13 protein-coding genes are annotated in these 17,379 nt (G+C 74.4%); 11 read left to right on the top strand and 2 right to left on the bottom strand.

Annotated features, from left to right (window positions below; all coding sequences use genetic code 11):
• Positions 1-30 precede the first annotated feature (30 nt).
• The 11 genes from ACZ6BG_RS30795 to ACZ6BG_RS30845 are packed head-to-tail and all read left to right on the top strand — an operon-like array spanning position 31 to position 14,050.
• The gene (locus ACZ6BG_RS30795) at positions 31-234 is read left to right on the top strand and encodes a hypothetical protein (RefSeq protein ID WP_469007504.1); all 204 of its coding nucleotides are present in this window, start codon (positions 31-33) and stop codon (positions 232-234) included.
• Positions 231-1,001: a vWA domain-containing protein gene (locus ACZ6BG_RS30800; RefSeq protein WP_469007505.1), complete on the top strand. Its 771-nt coding sequence runs from the start codon at positions 231-233 to the stop codon at positions 999-1,001. Before ACZ6BG_RS30795 ends, ACZ6BG_RS30800 begins: the two co-directional genes overlap by 4 nt.
• Complete coding sequence (locus tag ACZ6BG_RS30805; protein ID WP_469007506.1) at positions 998-1,912, top strand: protein phosphatase 2C domain-containing protein; 915 nt, start codon at positions 998-1,000, stop codon at positions 1,910-1,912. The genes ACZ6BG_RS30800 and ACZ6BG_RS30805 overlap by 4 nt, the downstream gene beginning before the upstream one ends.
• Before the next feature lie 2 nt (positions 1,913-1,914).
• Positions 1,915-2,973, top strand: a complete 1,059-nt coding sequence (locus tag ACZ6BG_RS30810; protein WP_469007507.1) for a hypothetical protein — start codon at positions 1,915-1,917, stop codon at positions 2,971-2,973.
• On the top strand, positions 2,970-3,650 hold the full coding sequence (locus ACZ6BG_RS30815) for a 4Fe-4S single cluster domain-containing protein (RefSeq protein ID WP_469007508.1): 681 nt from the start codon (positions 2,970-2,972) through the stop codon (positions 3,648-3,650). Before ACZ6BG_RS30810 ends, ACZ6BG_RS30815 begins: the two co-directional genes overlap by 4 nt.
• On the top strand, positions 3,647-5,044 hold the full coding sequence (locus ACZ6BG_RS30820) for a hypothetical protein (RefSeq protein WP_469007509.1): 1,398 nt from the start codon (positions 3,647-3,649) through the stop codon (positions 5,042-5,044). Before ACZ6BG_RS30815 ends, ACZ6BG_RS30820 begins: the two co-directional genes overlap by 4 nt.
• Positions 5,041-7,254 carry an AAA family ATPase gene (locus ACZ6BG_RS30825; protein WP_469007510.1) on the top strand — a complete coding sequence of 738 codons (2,214 nt, stop codon included), beginning with the start codon at positions 5,041-5,043 and terminating at the stop codon, positions 7,252-7,254. The genes ACZ6BG_RS30820 and ACZ6BG_RS30825 overlap by 4 nt, the downstream gene beginning before the upstream one ends.
• Positions 7,255-7,258: 4 nt before the next feature.
• Positions 7,259-8,869: an Hsp70 family protein gene (locus tag ACZ6BG_RS30830; RefSeq protein ID WP_469007511.1), complete on the top strand. Its 1,611-nt coding sequence runs from the start codon at positions 7,259-7,261 to the stop codon at positions 8,867-8,869.
• Positions 8,870-10,057: a TRAFAC clade GTPase domain-containing protein gene (locus ACZ6BG_RS30835; protein ID WP_469007512.1), complete on the top strand. Its 1,188-nt coding sequence runs from the start codon at positions 8,870-8,872 to the stop codon at positions 10,055-10,057.
• Positions 10,054-12,498, top strand: coding sequence for a GTPase-associated protein 1-related protein (locus ACZ6BG_RS30840; RefSeq protein WP_469007513.1), 2,445 nt, complete (start codon positions 10,054-10,056; stop codon positions 12,496-12,498). The genes ACZ6BG_RS30835 and ACZ6BG_RS30840 overlap by 4 nt, the downstream gene beginning before the upstream one ends.
• A 7-nt stretch (positions 12,499-12,505) precedes the next feature.
• A complete protein-coding gene (locus ACZ6BG_RS30845; protein ID WP_469007514.1) occupies positions 12,506-14,050 on the top strand; it encodes a TRAFAC clade GTPase domain-containing protein in 1,545 nt (514 codons plus the stop codon).
• A gap of 148 nt (positions 14,051-14,198) precedes the next feature.
• On the opposite strand, the gene ACZ6BG_RS30850 is transcribed toward ACZ6BG_RS30845, so the two are convergent.
• Both ACZ6BG_RS30850 and ACZ6BG_RS30855 read right to left on the bottom strand, forming a co-directional pair.
• Positions 14,199-14,765 (bottom strand): cytochrome P450, encoded by a 567-nt coding sequence (locus ACZ6BG_RS30850; protein WP_469007515.1) that lies wholly within the window; start codon positions 14,763-14,765, stop codon positions 14,199-14,201.
• A gap of 416 nt (positions 14,766-15,181) precedes the next feature.
• Positions 15,182-17,197 carry a thioester reductase domain-containing protein gene (locus ACZ6BG_RS30855; protein WP_469007516.1) on the bottom strand — a complete coding sequence of 672 codons (2,016 nt, stop codon included), beginning with the start codon at positions 17,195-17,197 and terminating at the stop codon, positions 15,182-15,184.
• Positions 17,198-17,379: the final 182 nt, after the last annotated feature.

Genomic DNA, 17,379 nt, shown 5'->3' on the forward strand with positions numbered 1-17,379 from the left:
GCCACCTACCGTGACCCTATGACCGGGGGGATGGCTGCATGGGCGCACGGCCGCGCGGGCCGCACGGTGACCTGGCCCGCCCCGGACACGTACGTACTCGTCGACGGTGTCCTGCTGCGCATGGTGCCCGAACCGCCGGGGCTGCCGCCGGGCACGGACGTCACCGTGCGCCACGATCCCGGACGGCGGCGGCTTGTGGCCCACGCCGACGACACGGAGGGGACGGCCGCATGAGCGTCGACGGCATCGGGTTCGGGAGCGGGTACGAGGAACGGCAGCCCGTGCTCCTCCTCCTCGACACCTCCGCCTCCATGGGGCGCCCCGAGGAGCACCCGCGGATCGACGAGCTGAACCGCGCGCTGAACCGCTGGTTCGACGGGGTCCGCGCGCAGGAGCGCCTGCGCACCCGGGTCGAGGTCTGCCTCCTCACCTTCGACTCGGCCGTGCGCGTCTACGATCCGGGACCGGGCCGCCTGGTCCCGGTCGAGGAGGCCGCCACCGACCGGCTCTTCGTCCCGGTCGACAGCATGCACCCGCCCACGCTGCGCGCCGAGGGTCTCACCCGGCTCACGGAAGCCGTGGAGACGGCCCTGGAGCTGGCCCGCGCCCGCTACCGCGCCCTGCAACGACAGCGGGTTCCGGTCCGGCGTCCCTTCGTGTGGGTCCTGACGGACGGCGCGCCGAGCGACGCCCAGGGCCGCCCCCTGGACGCGACGGCCCTGGAGAGCGCGGCGGGGCGGGTGCGTCAGGGCGAGGTGCGGGGCGAGTGGGTCTTCCAGGTGATCGGGGTGCACGGCGCGGACCTGCCGATGCTCCGGGTCCTCGCGCCGAAGGCCACGTCCCCCTTGGCGGACCTGGACTTCGGCCGGATCCTCGACCTGCTGTTCCAGAGCACGGACGACAGCAGCCCGGACCAGGACGCGGACGTCATCCACCAGCAGGTCAACGACCGCGCCGCCCGGCTCGCCCGGATGGACCGCCTGGAGAGGGACCTCAGGTGATCATCGCGGGCGCCTCCGTCCAGGGCACCGCCCATCTCGCGAACGCGCAAGGCTGCCAGGACGCGTTCAAGGCCGTCGACCTGGGCGACACGGCGGTCCTCGCGGTGTCCGACGGCGCGGGCAGCCGCGACCGCAGCGCCCTGGGCGCCCACCTGGCGGTCGACGCGGCCTGCCGCCTGCTGGCGGAGGGCATACCGGGTGCGGAGGCGACGCCGGAGGCGTGGACCCGGTGGATCGCGGGGCGCGGGGCGCGGGTGGTCGAGGAGTACCTGCGCGGGGTGGCGGGGGTGCTGGGCGGGGGTGCGGGTGCGGTGGGGTCCGGCGCGCTGGCGGGGGTGACGGGTACGGATGCGGGCGCAGCGGGCCCCGGCGCGGCGGCGGGGGTGCCGGGCGCGGAGACCGGTTCAGCGAGCCCGGGCACGGCCTCGGGGGCCCTTGGCGCGGACACGGGTGCGGCGGACCCCGGCGCGCTGGCAGCCACCCTCACCGCGGCGGTCGTGGCCCCGCCCTGGACCGCCTTCGTCTCGCTGGGCGACGGCTTCGGCACCCTGCTGACCCGCGACGACCGCTGCCACTTGATCCTGCCTCCGCCCACCGCGCCCGCCCCCTTCCTCTCCTCCCCCGGCGCGGCCCTGCGCGTGCGCACCTTCGTCGTCTGGGAGCCGGACCTCGCCGGGGTGGTCCTGGCCACCGACGGCTGCGCCGCCCTCACCCTCGACCACCCCGCCGTCCACCAACTCCCCCCGGACGCTGGGCCGTTACCGGCCGATGGCTTCTTCCTCGGCCTCGCCGCCACGCTCCGCGAGAACCACGGGGACGCCGAGCCCCTGCGCCGCCGCCTCTCCGGGCCGGAGGCCGGACGGACCGGTGACGATCTGACCATCCTGTGTGCTCTCGTCGAAGGGGGGTGAGTGTGGGACTGACAGTGGTGTCCGGCCACGGACACACATGGCGCCTCACCGAGCAGATCGGCAGCGGCTCGGAGGGGTTCGTGTACGGCGTCGACGACGCCCGCCCCCTCGTCGCGAAGCTCGTCCCCGACCCGCCCGACCCCGAGGCCTACCGGCGCCGCGTCGCCCGCCTGGTGCGCCAGCGCCGCGAACCCCGCACCGTCGGCCTGCTCTCCGGCGCCCCCGTCCGCCTCGCCTGGCCGCTGGTCCCGGTGCGCACGGCCGACAGCGCCGCCGTGGACCGCGTCGACGGCTATGTGATGCCCGACATGCGGCACTCCTACCAGCCGTTCAGCCATCTCCTCAGCGCCTCCGCCCGGCACGCCTTCCTGCCCCGGGCGACCTGGGCGACCGCCCTGCGCGCCGCCCTCGCCCTCGCCCGGCTCCTCGGCGAACTGCACGCCGAGGGCTATGTGGTGGGCGACCTCAAGACCGACAACCTGTGGGTCGGCGAGAACGGCCGGGTCGGTATGGCGGACGTCGACTCCTGGCAGTTCACGGACGGCCGCGAGCTGTTCCCCGGCCGGATGCGCACCCCCGGTTACACGGCCCCCGAACGGCTCGGCGCGGCCACCGGCACGCCGCCGGACACCGCGTCCGACGACTTCGCCCTGGCCGTCCTCGTGCACCAACTGCTCCTGGCCGGGCTGCACCCCTTCGCCGGTCACCCGGCGGACGGCGGCGACTACCGGTCGTACGACGACAACGTCCTCCACGGCCGCTGCCGGATCGTGGACCGCGGGTCGGTGCTGCTGCCCCGCTCCGTGCCGCCCGCCGACCTGCTGCCGAGACGGCTCGTGGAGCTGTTCCGGACGGCGTTCACGGACGCGGCCCGCCGCCCCTCGGCGGTCGTGTGGGCCGAGGCGCTCGCGGCCGAACTGGCCCCCGGCCGACTGCGCGTGTGCGCGGTGAACGCCCGCCACGTCCACACCGTGGAACGGCCGTGGTGCCCGTGGTGCGACCAGGCCGAGCAGGGCTCCGACAGCTACCCCGACCCCGACAAGCCGCAGGAGGAAGCGTGACACCCCTCCCCCACCCACGGCACAGCTCGCGCGAGGGGACACGGATATCCGTCGCCCGGACGCTGGACCGCTGCACGGTCCTCGGCCCCGGCACCCGCGCGGTCGTCTGGGTGCAGGGCTGCCCGCTGCGCTGTCAGGGCTGCGTGGCGGCGGAGACCCTGCCCTTCGAGGGCGGCACCAGCCACTCGGTGGCCGAACTCGCCCACTGGCTCTGCCACTTGGAGGACATCGAGGGCGTCACCTTCTCCGGCGGTGAGCCTTTCAGTCAGGCCGGGGCCCTGGCCGAGCTGCTCGACGCGGTACGGGAGCGGCGGCCCGACTTCGGCGCGATGGCGTACTCCGGCTTCCGGCACGAGGCGCTGCGGCGCGGAGGGCCGGACAGGCTCGCCCTGCTGGAGCGGCTCGACCTGCTGGTCGACGGGCCCTACGTGGCGGCGCGGCACGGCAGTCTGCGCTGGCGCGGTTCGGACAACCAGCGGCTGATCCCGCTCACCGACCGCTACGCCCGGAGCCTGGCCGAGCCGGACACGACCGCCGGGGTCGAGCTGTCCGTGGAGTCGGGCGGATCGCTCTCCTGGGCCGGAGTGCCGCCGACTCCCGGATTCCGGAGAAGACTTGAGGACCGGCTCGCGGCGCGGGGGTTCGTGCTGCACACCGAGGCACGGAGGGAACGATGAGCGGATCACCGAAGTACAGCAGCGTCCGCATCGGCGTGCTGTACGCCCAACGCGAGGCAGCCGAGCGCCGGCGTCGGGCCGAGGAGCGCCTGGCCAGGGAACGCAAGCGTGCCGCCCAGCGGGCCCGGCTGGCGGCCCGCCGAACCGAACTTGCTCGCAGGGACGCCGAGTTGGCCAACCGTCGGGAGGCGGAGCGCGGCGTCCGGCTCGCCCGCGCCCGGGCGGAGCAGAACCGGGCCGACGAGCGCGGCCTCGACGAGGTGCGGCAGCTCATCGAGGAGGCGCGGCGGTCCGGTTCTCGGGCCGATGTCGGCTCCCTGGAGAGGGAGTTGGCCGAGCTGCGGGGGCGGGTCGGCCGCGGGGAGCAGGTCGGGGACGCGGTGGAGCACCTGCGCGGCCGGGTCGTGAGCCTGCGCCCGACAGCGGCCGACGGCCCCGCGGACGACCCCGCCGCCGTCCTCGCCGACCTGGAGCGCGGGTTCGCCGCGACCGGCCCGGACGGCGCCGCCCTCGACGCGGACGGGCACAGGCGCTGCGCGGAGCTCCTCGACCAGCTGCGCGCGGCCACCGGTCCGGACCGGCAGGTCCGCTTCGACGCCCTGCTCGGCACGGTCGAGCACGCCATCGCCCGGCATGCGGCGACGGTCACGGAGGCACGGGCAGCCGCCGAGCGGGACGCCCGGGCGGAGCGGGAGCGGGAGGAGGTGGAGCAGGAACGCGAGGCGTCGGAGCGGCAGCGCGCCGAGGCCGCGGCGGCGGCCCTGGAGCTGGCCCTCGCCGAGGCCGCCGGGCGGCTCGACGTCGTGCGCCCGGCGGCCCTGGGCGTCCTCGACACCGCCGCCGAACTCGGCGATCCCGGCCTCGCCGACGAGATCGGGGACGCCCTGCGCGCCGCCACCGAGGCACTGACCGCGCGCTCGGCGACCGGGGCGCTCGCGGCCGTGGCCGAGCTGGAGGGCCGGCTCCCCGAAGCAGAGCGGCGCCTGGACGAGCTGGAGCTGGCGTATCAGCGGAGCCGGGACCTGGTGGCGGCGCTCCGGGACGCGATGACCGGCGAGGGCTTCGCCTTCGAGGGCGGTGCGGACGAGGGCGGCAGTTTCCGGCTTCACTTCACGCGGCCGACCGGGGCGACGTACGAGACCACGGTCGGCGTCGGGGACGACGGCACGCCCGTTCTCGTCTACCGCGTGGAGGGCGAGCCGGACGTGACGCTGCACGCCCCGCGCGACGAGGCGGTGTGCGACACCACCGAGGCGCTCCTGGAGCGCGTGCACGAGGCGCTGGGCGGCGACGACGGCTTCGTACCGGGTGAGCTGACCTGGGACGGCAAGCCGCCGGGCCGACGCGCCAAACCGCTGCCCCGGGACACCTCCTGGAGGTGGACGGCCCCGTGAGCGCGCTCGACTTCACCAAGGACGACGGCGGTACGGGGCCCGTCACCGCCGACGGCATGATGCCCCTGTGGGCGGTGTCGCTCGGCTGGGAGCTGCGGCGCGGCCGTCAGGTGGTCATCAGCGGGCAGATCCGGGACCGCTGGTGGTTCGAGGACCGGCCCGCCTCGTTCCGTGAGCTGGTCGCCGGAGTACTCGAAGTGCGCGGCGCCGACGTGGTGGGCTGGTGGGACCCGGTGGCCGGGCTCACCTTCCCGCTGCCGGGCCACGCGGAACGCTTCGCCCGACTGGCGGCGAACCGGCCGGGCGGCGCCGCGAGGAACGAGGAACCGGGCACGCCCGGGGGCGAACGGCGGGCCGACGCGCGCGCAGGCGAGGACGACCGGCGGCCCGACCTTCGTACAGCCGGTGGCGACCAGCAGCGGACCGGCTCGGCCACACCTGGCCGCGACTGGCAGCGGACCGGCTCGGCCGCACCCGGCGGCCACCGGCAGCGAGCCGACTCGGCCGCCCCCGAGGACGACCGGCCACGGGCCGACCCGCGCACCCAGCGCGGCGTCGAACGCCGCCGGGACCGGTCCAGCCTGCTCGCCCCGCGCCAGGCCGCACCGCCGCGCGCCTTCGACGACGCCGTCGCCGTCGCGCACCGGCTCGCCGCCTCCCCCGACGCGGCCACGGCCTTCGTCTTCCAGGACGTCGACCACCATCTCCCGCCCGGCCAGCCCGAGTCGAACGCCGGCTACCTCCGGCTGCGCGCCGCGATGACGGACGCCGTGCCCGCGCACTCGGCCCTGGCGGGACGCCGTCCGCACGCCCGCAACGCCGTCCTGTGCGCGGTGGGCGACGTCGGTCGGCTGCCCGGCTGGTTCCACCTGGAGGACCCCCGGATCGCCACCCTGCACGTCGGCCCGCCGGACCCGAGCGAGCGCCGCCTGTGGCTGAGCTGGCTGCGCGGCGACTTCAACGGCGCGCCGGACGCCACCCGGCACGACCTGGAGGCCCTGGTCGGCGCGACCGACGGCATGCGCGGCTGGGACATCGACGCGCTCGCCCGGACCTCGTGGCTGCGCGACGCGCCCGTACAGAAACCGGACAAGCTCCTGGAGCTGCACCGGCTCAACGTGAGCGTCGACCCCTGGACCCAGCTGGACCGGGAGACCGTCGCCCGGGCCGCCGACGTCCTCGGGGATCGGGTGGTCGGCCAGTCCACGGCCGTCGACGCGGTGGCCGCCGCTCTCCAAGCCGCCTTCGTGGGCGTCGACTTCGGGGGCTCCGGCACGGCACGGCCCCGGGGCGCCTTCTTCTTCGTCGGCCCGACCGGCGTCGGCAAGACCGAACTCGCCAAGGCCGTGGCCGAGTTGATGTTCGGCGACCAGAGCGCGTACGCCCGCTTCGACATGAGCGAGTACCAGCAGGAACACGCTGCCGAGCGGCTCGCGGGCGCGCCGCCCGGCTACATCGGCCACGAGCAGGGCGGCGAGCTGACCCGCCGCGTCCAGGAACGGCCGTTCAGCGTGCTTCTCTTCGACGAGATCGAGAAGGCGCATCCGCGGGTCCTGGACAAGTTCCTGCAGATCCTGGAGGACGGCCGCCTCACCGACGGCCGCGGCCAGACCGCGTACTTCTCCCAGTGCCTGATCATCTTCACCTCCAACACGGGCGCGGACGCGGTCCAGGGCCTGCTGTCCGACGGCGACGAGGACGTGCCGTACGCGGCCCTGGAGGCGCACTTCACCCGGGCCGTCGAGGAGAAGTTCCGGGCGATCGGGCGACCGGAGATCTACGGTCGGCTCAAGCCGGGCGTGGTCGTCTTCGACATGCTGCGCCGCGAGCACATCGTGCGGATCGCCGACCGGCTGCTCGGCCAGCTCGCCGAGTCCGTCCGCGAACGCCACCAGGTCGAGCTCGTCCCCGACCCGGACAGCCTGCACCCCTGGATCACCGAGCGGATGAGCGACCCGGAGCACCAGGCGTACGGCGGCCGCCAGATCCGCAACGAGCTGGAGCGGCTGCGGGCCGCCGTGGTCACGCACTTCCTGACCCGCCGCCCGCCCCCGGGCAGCCGGATCAGGCTCGGCGTCGACGCCGACGGCACGCCGTGGGTCAGGGCGGAGGAGCCACGGACCGGGGCGGGGGAACCGCCGGTCAGGGCCGAGGCGCCACGGCTCGGAACCGTGAAGTCGTGGGACCGGACCGAGGAAGGGAACGGCTGAACACATGCTCGGCATCGCCATCGGCCTCCGCGTCGGCCGCGTCGGCCGACTCGACCCGGAAGGCCGCCCCACCGTGACGGTGACGGACCTGTCCGGAGCGGACGCAGTCGCCGACCCCGCCACCGCACTCACCGCGCTCGGCGCCGGAGCCACGGACGAGGAGGCGGTGGTCGCCCTGCCCGCGTCCGCCGACCGCCAGGCCGAGGCCCGGCTGCGACGCGCCGCCGAGGACGTCGGCCTGCGCGTCAGCAGGATCGTCCCGGAGCCGGTCGCGGCGGCCCTGCACTACGGCGCGATAGCCGAGGGCGTGCACCGCACGGTCCTGGTGGCCGACCAGACCGGGACAGCGGTGGACCTCACGGTCCTCGCCATCACCCCGGACCTGACGGTGCGCGTCGTCACCACGCGCACGGAACAACTGGGCGACGACCACGCCCTGGCGGCACTGGCCCAGGAACTGGCGACGGCGGCCCCGGACGCCGTACTCCTCTCCGGCGACCTGTACACCGCGCCCGCCCGCCGCACGGACATCGAGAGCCTCCCCGAGGCCCAGGGCCTCACGATCCGCTGTCGGACGCCCGAACTCGCCGTCGTACGCGGCCTGTTGCTCCTGGAGGACTTCGGCCTCCTCCGCGTCGCCACCGGCCCGGCACCGACGAGCCCCCGCTTCCCCCCTCCTTTGGAGGACCCGGAACCGCAAGCCTGGCCCACCGCCGTGGAAGATCCCGAACCCATGGGCACCCCGGCCGAGGAGACCCTGAAGGAGCCCGGGGAACCGCGCGAGGAACCCCCGTCGCCCCGCACCGAACCACCCACCACGACCACGACCACGAGCCGCGGGGAACCGCGCGAACAACCCCCACCGCCCCGCACCGAACCACCCACCACAGCCACCCCCGCCCCCGCACCCCAACCCACCCCCGAAGCCACACCCGCACCCGAAACTCAGCCGCAACCAGACGCGCCCCGCGCCCTCCGCTCCGTCCCCGTGACCCAACTCCAGGCCATCCGCCGCGACGACCACCTCCTGATCCTCTGGGCCTGGCCCGACGCCGCCCTGACCGCCCGGGTCCGCTGGCGCCGCGAGGACGTGACCGCCGGCGGCGACGGCCCCCGCGACGGCGACATCCGCTGTCAGCGCCGGGTCTACGAACACGACGGCGGCCTGGACCTCCGCCTGGGCCGGGGCGCCGTCACTCTCACCGTCGAGGCCCAGGTCCCCGCTCCCGGCGTCGACACCGAGGGCGCCGCCTCCCTGCGGATCCCGGCCGAACCGCCCATCGTCGAGTACGAACCCACCCTGCGCCGCCGCCTCAACGGCACTCGCGTCGCGACCATCGCCTTCACCACCCGCACCGGCTGCGACCTCCCCGCTGTCCGGGTCGTCCACGGCCTCGGCCGCTACCGCCCGACCAGCACGGCCGAGGGCACCGTCCTGCACGAGGTCCCCGCCCAACGCCTGCCCGCCGGTGCCCCGCTCGTCGTGAAGTTCCCCTTCCCCAGCACCCGGGGCCCCTCCTGGCTCGTCTGCTTCCCGGCGGACGCCCCCGGCCCCGATCCCGACTCCGAAATCGACCTCCGCCCCACGGCGCTGCACCGGCTGCGAGTGACCTGAATGGCCAGACGACTCACCTGCCCCTACTGCTACGAGACCTTCGCCCCGCGCGAGATCCGGTTCCGCTGCAACAGCCGGCTCAGCCGCACCCGCAAGCAGTGCCAGCGGCGCCGCGACCCGGTGCTCGACGAACGCTTCGGCAGGCGCCCGAGCCACGACGTGGGCCCGGACTTCGCCGCCGACGGCCGCAAGTCGACGGCGGTGTGCCCGGACTGCGACGGCGAGACGACCTACCGCGTGTGCCCGGTCTGCCACGTCGAACTGCCGGTGCAGTTCGGGATGGTGGAGAACCGGCTGATCGCGATGGTGGGCGCGCGCTCCTCCGGCAAGACGATCTACATGACCGTGCTCCTGCACGAGATGCGCAACCAGGTCGGTGAGGCCTACGGGGCCTCGCTGATGGGCCTGGACGACACCACCATGCGCCGCTACAGCTCGGAGTACGAGGACCGGCTCTACCGCGACCGGCAGATGTTCCCGCCGACCCAGACCGCGACGACCAACGCCAACCGGGTGGAGCCGCTGGTGTTCAGGTTCGGCCTTCGTCGCAAGGTGCTGTTCAGGGAGCGGCCGCAGCACAGCGTGCTCTCGTTCTTCGACACGGCGGGCGAGGACTTCAACAGCCGCGAGAGCGTGGAGCTCAACACCCGCTATCTGACGAACGCGGACGGCATCATCCTGCTGCTCGACCCGCTGCAGATGCCGGGCGCCCGGGACAACGCGGCACCCGGCACGGCCCTGCCGGGCACCGACGGCATCGACCCGCCGATCAACGTACTGAGCCGGGTGAGCGGCATGCTCCTCGCCGCGCGGGGCGGCAGGGCGGCGAAGATCAACACCCCGATCGCGGTGGTCTTCTCGAAGATGGACGCCTTCTGGCATCTGATGGAGAACGGCAGCCCGCTGCGCTCGCACGCGCCCGCGCGCGGCCGCTTCGACGTCGGCGACAGCCTCAGCGTGCACGAGGAGGTGCGCCAGTTGCTCAAGCAGTGGGACGGCGTGCCCATCGACCAGTCGCTGGAGAACACCTTCGCCCGCTACCGCTACTTCGGTGTCTCCGCGCTGGGCCGCAGTGCCACACCCGAGGCCCGGGTCGCCGCCACCGGCATCCAGCCCTACCGGGTCGCGGACCCGCTGCTGTGGCTGCTGAGCGAGTTCGGTTCGGTGCCGAGGGCGGGCCGCGGATGAGCGGCTTCCAGCAGCTCTACTACACCTCCTGCGAGCACGGGCTCAGCGGTTCGTCCGGCTTCCAGTTCAACGCGGTCAGCGAGCAGGTCTCGGCCGAGACCCGGCACCGCGTGGAGGGCCTCGCCGGGTACGAACCGCCGCGCTCCCTGCTCGAGTCGGACGCCCCGGAGCTGCTGGCCCGCTGCCCCGTGAACCTGTGCCACACCCGGGACCGCCGGGGCGGCGCCACCACGCTGTGCGTGCGGTACGTCGGCCGGGACTCGGCGCGGCGCTTCGGCAACTACTTCGCCCACGCCCTGCACACCGAGGGCGACGGCGCGCGAGGCGACGGCGGGCCGCTCGCCATCGAACTGTGGGACTCCCCGGTGTGGACCACCCGGGTCGCCGACACCACCGAGATCCCGGAGCTGCCCGCGCCCCTGCCGCGCGGCCCGCTGTCCCCGCGCTCGGCGCACGCGTTCCTGCGCGCGCACCCGGGTGCCGGGCAACTCCCCGCCCTGCTCGCGGCGGTGTTCGCGGCGCTCGCGGAGGACGGCTCGGTCGTCGTGGTCGACGAGACGACGGACCGGATCGCCCACTGGTTCGCGGCCGTCTCCTACCTCCTGCCGCCCCCGCTGGCCCGCACCCTCACCTTCGCCACCTATCTCCTGCGGCCCACCCGCAGCCGACTGCATCTGATCGGCACGGTGCCCGAGGCGCAGCCCGGATTCGGGCCCGACGACGAGGAGTCGTACACCGTCTTCGACTTCCACGCGGGCCGCTTCCCCGACGTGGTGCCGACCCACCATCTGATCCACCTGCTGACCCGGATCGGCGTCGGCTCGATCCGCTCGGTGTGGTCCTGGACGGCCGAGTACACGAACGGCCAGGAGCGGGCGCTAGGCGACTGGCACGCCCCGGTGGCGGCGGCCGCGGCTGCGGGCGGCATCGAGCTGACGGACGCCGACGTCAGCGCGGTGATCGACTGGCTGCCCGACGCCGGTCATCTCGGGCCGCGCCGGGCGGCGGTGGCGGCGGACATCCACCACCGGCACCGGGACCTGGACGACGACCAGCTCGCACGGCTGAGCGCGGCCGCCGACGCGGGCGGCGACAGGGCGCTGCACCAGGAGCTGGAGGGCAAGCTCCACCAGTCCCGGATCCGCGCCTATATGACCGGCGTGGAGAACGCGCGGGGCCCGGTGCCGATCACCCGTCCCGCCGAGGCACGGCGGGCCACGGCCCTGTGGCAGCGACTGCTCGACGAGGCCACCACCAGCCGTCAGCGGGTACGGCTGCTGCTGTGGGCGGTCGGCGCGCGGCTCGACCCGGCACCGGAGCTGCTCGCGGCCCAGAGCCTGGACCTGGCCCGCGCCCTGCTCGGCTCCAGTGACGCGGGCCGCGGACTGCGCGAGGAGTGTGCCCGCCTCGTGAACGCCCTCCCGGAGTTCAGGGCGGCGCTGACGACGGCGGTGCAGGAGGTCCTGGACGAGCGGGGCGGTCAGGAACAGTTGTTCACCCAGTTCCCCGCCGATCTGCTGGTCGAGCGGGACCTCGGGGGGCGCAAGCGGCTCCTTGAGCACTACTGGGTGGCGCAGGCCGAGCGGCAGCCCGCCCGCACGATCGAGCTGCTGTTCCAGATCCTGGCGGCGCGCGGGGAGGCCTCGCCGGACGCGGCGCTGCTGCGGGGGCTGTGGCGGCAGCCGTCGCCGACCTGGACGCACGAGGAGGCCATCGAGATCGCCCGCCGGCTGCCGTCGGACGAGCCGGTGACCGAGGCGGTCGGCGAGTGGTTCGACCGCGCGGTGAAGCAGAAGATCCGCGACGAGCGGGCCCTGCGGGCCTGCCTGGCGCTGTGCGAAACGCTCTCCGCGCCGGGCCGCTACGCCTGGCTGCGGCCCGTCACCCAGGAGTGTGTGCAGGTCACCCTCCAGTTGGACGCGACCCTGCGCGAGGCCACCGAGGCCACCGCGCTGGCCCGCGCGTTCCGGATCCCGCAGATCGACGTCTGGGCGGCGCCGCTGGCCCTGAAGCGCCACCGTCTCGTCCCCGCCATGCTGCCGCTGCCCGCCGACCCGGCACGGCTGCGCACGGAGATCAGGGAGTTCGGCTACACCCTGGCCGACGGCTATCTGCGCGCCGTGCAGAAGGCCGCGGTCGCCTCGGGCCGACCCGACGAAGTGCTGTTCAGCCATGTCACCGGAGTGGTCGCGATCAACGACGAACGGGCCGGGCTGCCGCACGCGCAGTTGGAGATCGTCCGGGCGCTGCGCCTGCACATCGCCCTGCACTGGCCGGCCGCGGAGCTGGACCGCCTCGCCCGCGCGCTCCGCCCGTACGACACGGGGCTCGCCGACACCTATCAGGAGTACGCCGAGAACCGCCTGGGCCGCGTGAAGAAGTGGAGCCGCAAGTTCACCCAGCGGCGCTCCTCGGACGCCCGCAGGCCGGAAGAGGGGTGATTCTTGGATGGACGAGATCCTTACCTTCATCGTCATCCCCGCGCTCTACCTGGTCCTGCTGCTGCTCTACCTGTTCGTCGTTCCGCTGATCGCGGTGCTGCGCGGGGCCGCACTGGTCAGTGAACTGCTGTGGCGCTACGTCCAGTTGCTGCACGGCGTGCTGCGCCTGCGCACCCCCGAGTTCGTGACGATCCCGCCGTACCGCCCCGCCGACGAACTGGCCCACCGCAACTACTTCTTCGGCCCCGCCGTCTGCGATCTGCGCCAACTCCTCACCCAGGGACGGCGGTTGTACGTCCGCTCGGTCAACGACTCCTACCGTCGGGTGACCGGCCACCAGTTCACCGCGCCGACCGTGCACCGGGCCGTCTCGATCCCGTACGGCCTGACCCTCTATCTGGGCCTCGGCCTCGGCGCCGCCGTCACGCTGCCGCTGTGGGGCGTGCTCCTCGGCGTCCAGGCGCTCGTCGTGGGCCTGCTGGCCATGGGTGCCCGGCTGACCGCGCTCGCCCTGCGGGCCGCCGACCGTGCGGCGATGAGCCTGCGCGGGCTACCGCGGGGCATGCTGTGCCCGAGCTGCTTCGAGCGCGTCCCCCACCCGGCGTACGACTGCCCCGGCACGACCTGTCGGCGTCGGCACGCGGACATCCGCCCGGGCACCTTCGGCCTCTTCCGGCGGCGGTGCGCCTGCGGCGACCGGATGCCGACCCTGCTGCTGCTCATGAGCCGCGACGCCCGCCTCGGCGGTTTCTGCGTGCACGAGCACTGCGGCAAGCCGATGAACCCGGACGCCGGGCACATGCCCGAGCTGATCCTGCCGCTGGTCGGCGGCCGGGCGGCGGGCAAGACGCAGCTGATGGCGGCGATGGTGAAGTCGCTGGAGGACGCGGCGGCGAACGGCGGCCGGGCGGTCCGGCTCGCCGACCCCGAGTCGACCGCGAACCAGCGGGTCCTGAACGAGGTCCTGGAGATCCAGGGCCACACCCGCCCCACGCAGAAGGCGCTGCCCCGTGCTCATTCGTTCGTGCTCGGCGACGGCCGCGCCGAGCGCCTTGTGCACCTCTTCGACACGGCCGGCGAGCGGTTCGTCAACCGGGAGGAGACCGACGCGCTGCGCTATGTCCGCGACGCCCGCACCTTCGTCTTCGTCCTCGACCCGATGGCTGTCGACGCGTTCTGGACGCGCCTCGCCCCTCAGGGCCCGAAGGTGGACCGCACGCTGGCCTCGACGGTCGACCCGGAGGACGTGTTCTCGCCCTCGGTGCAGACGATCGGCACCATGGGCACCCGCCTGGGCAAGGCACGGCTCGCCGTCGCCGTCAGCAAGCGGGATCTGCTGGCCGGTCAGCCCGCCCTGCTGCCCGACCGCCCGGACGACAGCGACGCCATCCGGGAGTGGCTGTGCGAGCGGCTGGGGTTGTGGAATCTGGTGAAGGCGATGGGCCTGGAGTTCGGCGAGGTCCGGTTCTTCTGCACGGCGGCGGTGGCGGACGAGCAGGGGCGTGTGGACCCCAGCATCGCGGTGTTCGTCGAGTGGTGTCTGGGCGGCTGAGCGGGCGACGCGCGGGCGGGGGCGTCGCCTGGGTGGCCCGGACGTCCGGGCGACGTCCGGGCCGGTGGTGGCACTGTCAAAGTCAGTACCAGTACCAGCGGCGGGCCGGCTGGTTGGTGAAGATGCGACGCATCGCGGCCATTGCTGTTCACCTCCCGCCCGTGTCGTGTCCGGTGTCGTCCTCGGCGGGTGGCTTTGGCGTGCGGCGGAGCGTGAACGGCCGTGGGCCGTTGCCCTCGGCCATGGCCGGGCGGGTGTCGCCACCCGTGACGGCCAGGTGGGCGTCGCGGGACAGGGCGGTCAGCGACTCGGTGATCAGCGCGTGCGCCACCGCCGCACCGGCGCAGGTGAAGGGGCCCGCGCCGAAGGGGATGTAGGGCCCGCGCCGCGCGGTCGTCCCGGCCCAGCGTTCGGGCAGGAACGCGTCGGGGGCGGTCCAGTGGTGGGGGTCGTGGTGCAGCAGGTACGGGCTGACGGACACGAGGTCGCCCGCTTCGCAGGCGGTGCCGCCGAGTTTGACGCCGTCCGGGAGGACGCGGCCGAGCATCCAGGCCATCGGGCGGTGCCTCAGCGCTTCGCGCACGATGTCGTCGGCGGGCCACGGCCAGGGCGAGGCCACCCGGTGGTGCAGACAGGCAAGGAGCACCGACCACGCCAGGGAGGCGCTGAGGGGAGCCATGACCGCCCGGAACATCATCAGCTGCAGCTCGGCCACGGTCCGGTCGTCCGTCTCACCGGGAGGGCACGCGCCGAGCACGGCGTCCAGCACGTCCCGCGGCTCGCTGACGGGGGTCCGCCCTGCGGTGTCCCACCTCCTCGGTGAGGGCGGCGACCAGCTTGGGGCGCACCACCTCCGCCCGGGCCCGCTGCCACACGTGCGGCGCGCGGACCGCTACGCCGCCGAGCGCCGCCTGGTGCATCAACTTGCGGGTATGGTCCGGGGTTTCGGGGCGCAGCAGCAGGTCCTCCGGGCCCCGGTGGACAGCCGCGTCCCGGCGTCGGGCCAAACGAGTCATACGTGTACGCCTATCGGCCAATCGACCCGTGAGTCTGCGCCGGAAGCACGTGCGGCAGGAAGGAGCGGAGGGCAGGGTTCCGACCCGGCCGCGCCTCCGCTCACGCCCCGCCGCCTCAGTCGATCTCCCCGACCGCCTCCAGGTGCCGCCAGAAGTCCTGGATCATCCGCGCGTCAACGTCGGGGAAGGTCACGCCGATCCGCTCCAGGGCACCCAGCGTCCGCTCGTTGCGCCATGTGTCGCACGGCAGGTCCGCCGTGTCCCCGAGGCCGTCCTCGAACTGCCGGAACACGTCCAGGTACGGCAGGAACGGCAGGTCGCGCCCGGCCTCGCCCGCCTGCCTGAGGCGGCGCAGCCACACGCCGAGGCCCACCGGCTCCGACCGGCCGCCGCGCCGCTCGTCCAGCACCCGCAGGAACGCGCCCACGCTGGTCTGCCGGGGGTGGTGCAGATGGTGCGCCACGGCCGGGTCCGGGCCGTCGGCGGTGCGGGCGAGGGCCACCAGGGCGCGGGCCGCGACGTCGACGGGCAGCAACTCGGCCCGCAGCGCCGCGTCCTGCGGATAGCAGCCCAGGGCGGCGCAACTGGCCAGGAGGCGGCAGAACATGTCGTCCGGGTTGATGGTGCCCCGCTCCGACTCGGCCCAGATCCGCCCGAGCCGGTACACGCGGGCCGACGCGCCGCGGGCGACGGCGTCCTGGACCATCACGTCGGACACCCACTTGCTCGCCCCGTAGCCGTCGGCGGACAGGTGCCGGGCCCGCGCGACCGGCGAGTCCTCGGTGAGCAGGCGGGGAGTGTCTCCGGCGCCGAAGACGCCCAGCGTGGAGACGTGGTGGAAGCGCTTGGGCCTGCCTTCGGCCGCGAACCGCAACAGGGTCCGGGTGCCCCCCACGTTCGCCGCCTTCAGACGCTCGTACGACGACAGGTGGTGGACGTGCGCGCCCGCGTGGACGATCGTGTCGACCTCGTTCCGCAGCCGTCCCCAGTGGGCCGCGTCGACACCGAGGCCCTCGCGCGCGAGGTCGCCGAGCACGATGTGCACGCGCGCGGAGCCGATGTCCGGGTCGATGCCGTAGGAGTCGAGGACGGCGCGCAGACGGGCCCGCCCGGCCCGCTCCGATTCCGCGCGCACCAGGCAGTGCACCTGGGCGTCGGTCCGGGTGCGGAGCTCGCGCAGCAGGAAGGCGCCGACGAACCCGGTGGCGCCGGTGAGCAGCACCTGCCGCGGGGGCGCGCCGAAGCCTCCGGCGTCCGGGAAGCGCAGGCCCGGGGCCAGCCGTGCCTCCGAGCACGGCACCACGGCGGGGGCGTCCGGCACGCGGCCCGCCGCCGTGTCCGCGACCATCCGGGCGAGGTCGCCCGGCCGTGAGCCGGTGAGGAAGTCCCGCAGCGCGACGCGCACGCCGAACTCGGCGTCCACGCGGGCGAGCAGCCGCACGCTCAGCAGCGAGTGGCCGCCCAGGGCGAAGAAGTCGTCGTCGACGCCGACCCGTGCCACGCCGAGGACCTCCGCGAACAGGGCGCACAGCGTCCCCTCGGCCGCGGTGCGCGGGGCCCGGTACGTCACCGCGCCGCCGGTGGGGTCGGGCGCGGGCAGGGCGGCGCGGTCCAGCTTGCCGTTGGGGGCGAGCGGGATCCGCTCCAGGACCGCGTAGACCGACGGGACCATGAAGTCGGGCAGCTTGCCGGACGCGTACGCGCGGAGCGCCGCGACGTCGACGCCCGCACCTGTCACGTACGCCACCAGTTGCTTCCCCGCGGGCGTGTCCCGGGCCATGACGGCCGCCTGCTGGACGTCGGGATGGGCGATGAGGGCCGCTTCGACCTCGCCGGGTTCGACGCGGAAGCCGCGGATCTTGATCTGGGTGTCGGCGCGGCCCGCGTACTCCAGGTGCCCGTCGTCGTTCCAGCGGGCGAGGTCCCCGGTGCGGTACAGGCGGGAGCCGGGCGGGCCGAACGGGTCGGCGACGAACCGCTGGGCGGTCAGGCCCGCTTGGCCGAGGTAGCCGCGGGCCAGTTGCCCCGCGATGTACAACTCGCCGACGACACCCGTCGGAAGCGGTGCCAGACAGGGGTTGAGGATGTAGGCGCGCATGTGGGGCAGCGGGCTGCCGATAGGTGTTCTCATGGCTCCGGTCCGGTCGGGGATGCGGAAGGGGGCGTACGGGGACTCCGTCTGGTCGTGGGCGTGGACGAGTGCGGCGGCGCGGGGAAGCGTGGCTGCGCCGGGCCCGCAGCCGCCCGTCCTCGACGAGCGGTGAGCGTCCCGTCGCCGAGAGAAGTCAACGGACCCGCGGCGCCCCGTGTCCA

It is taken from the genome of Streptomyces sp. NPDC041205 (assembly GCF_055591765.1).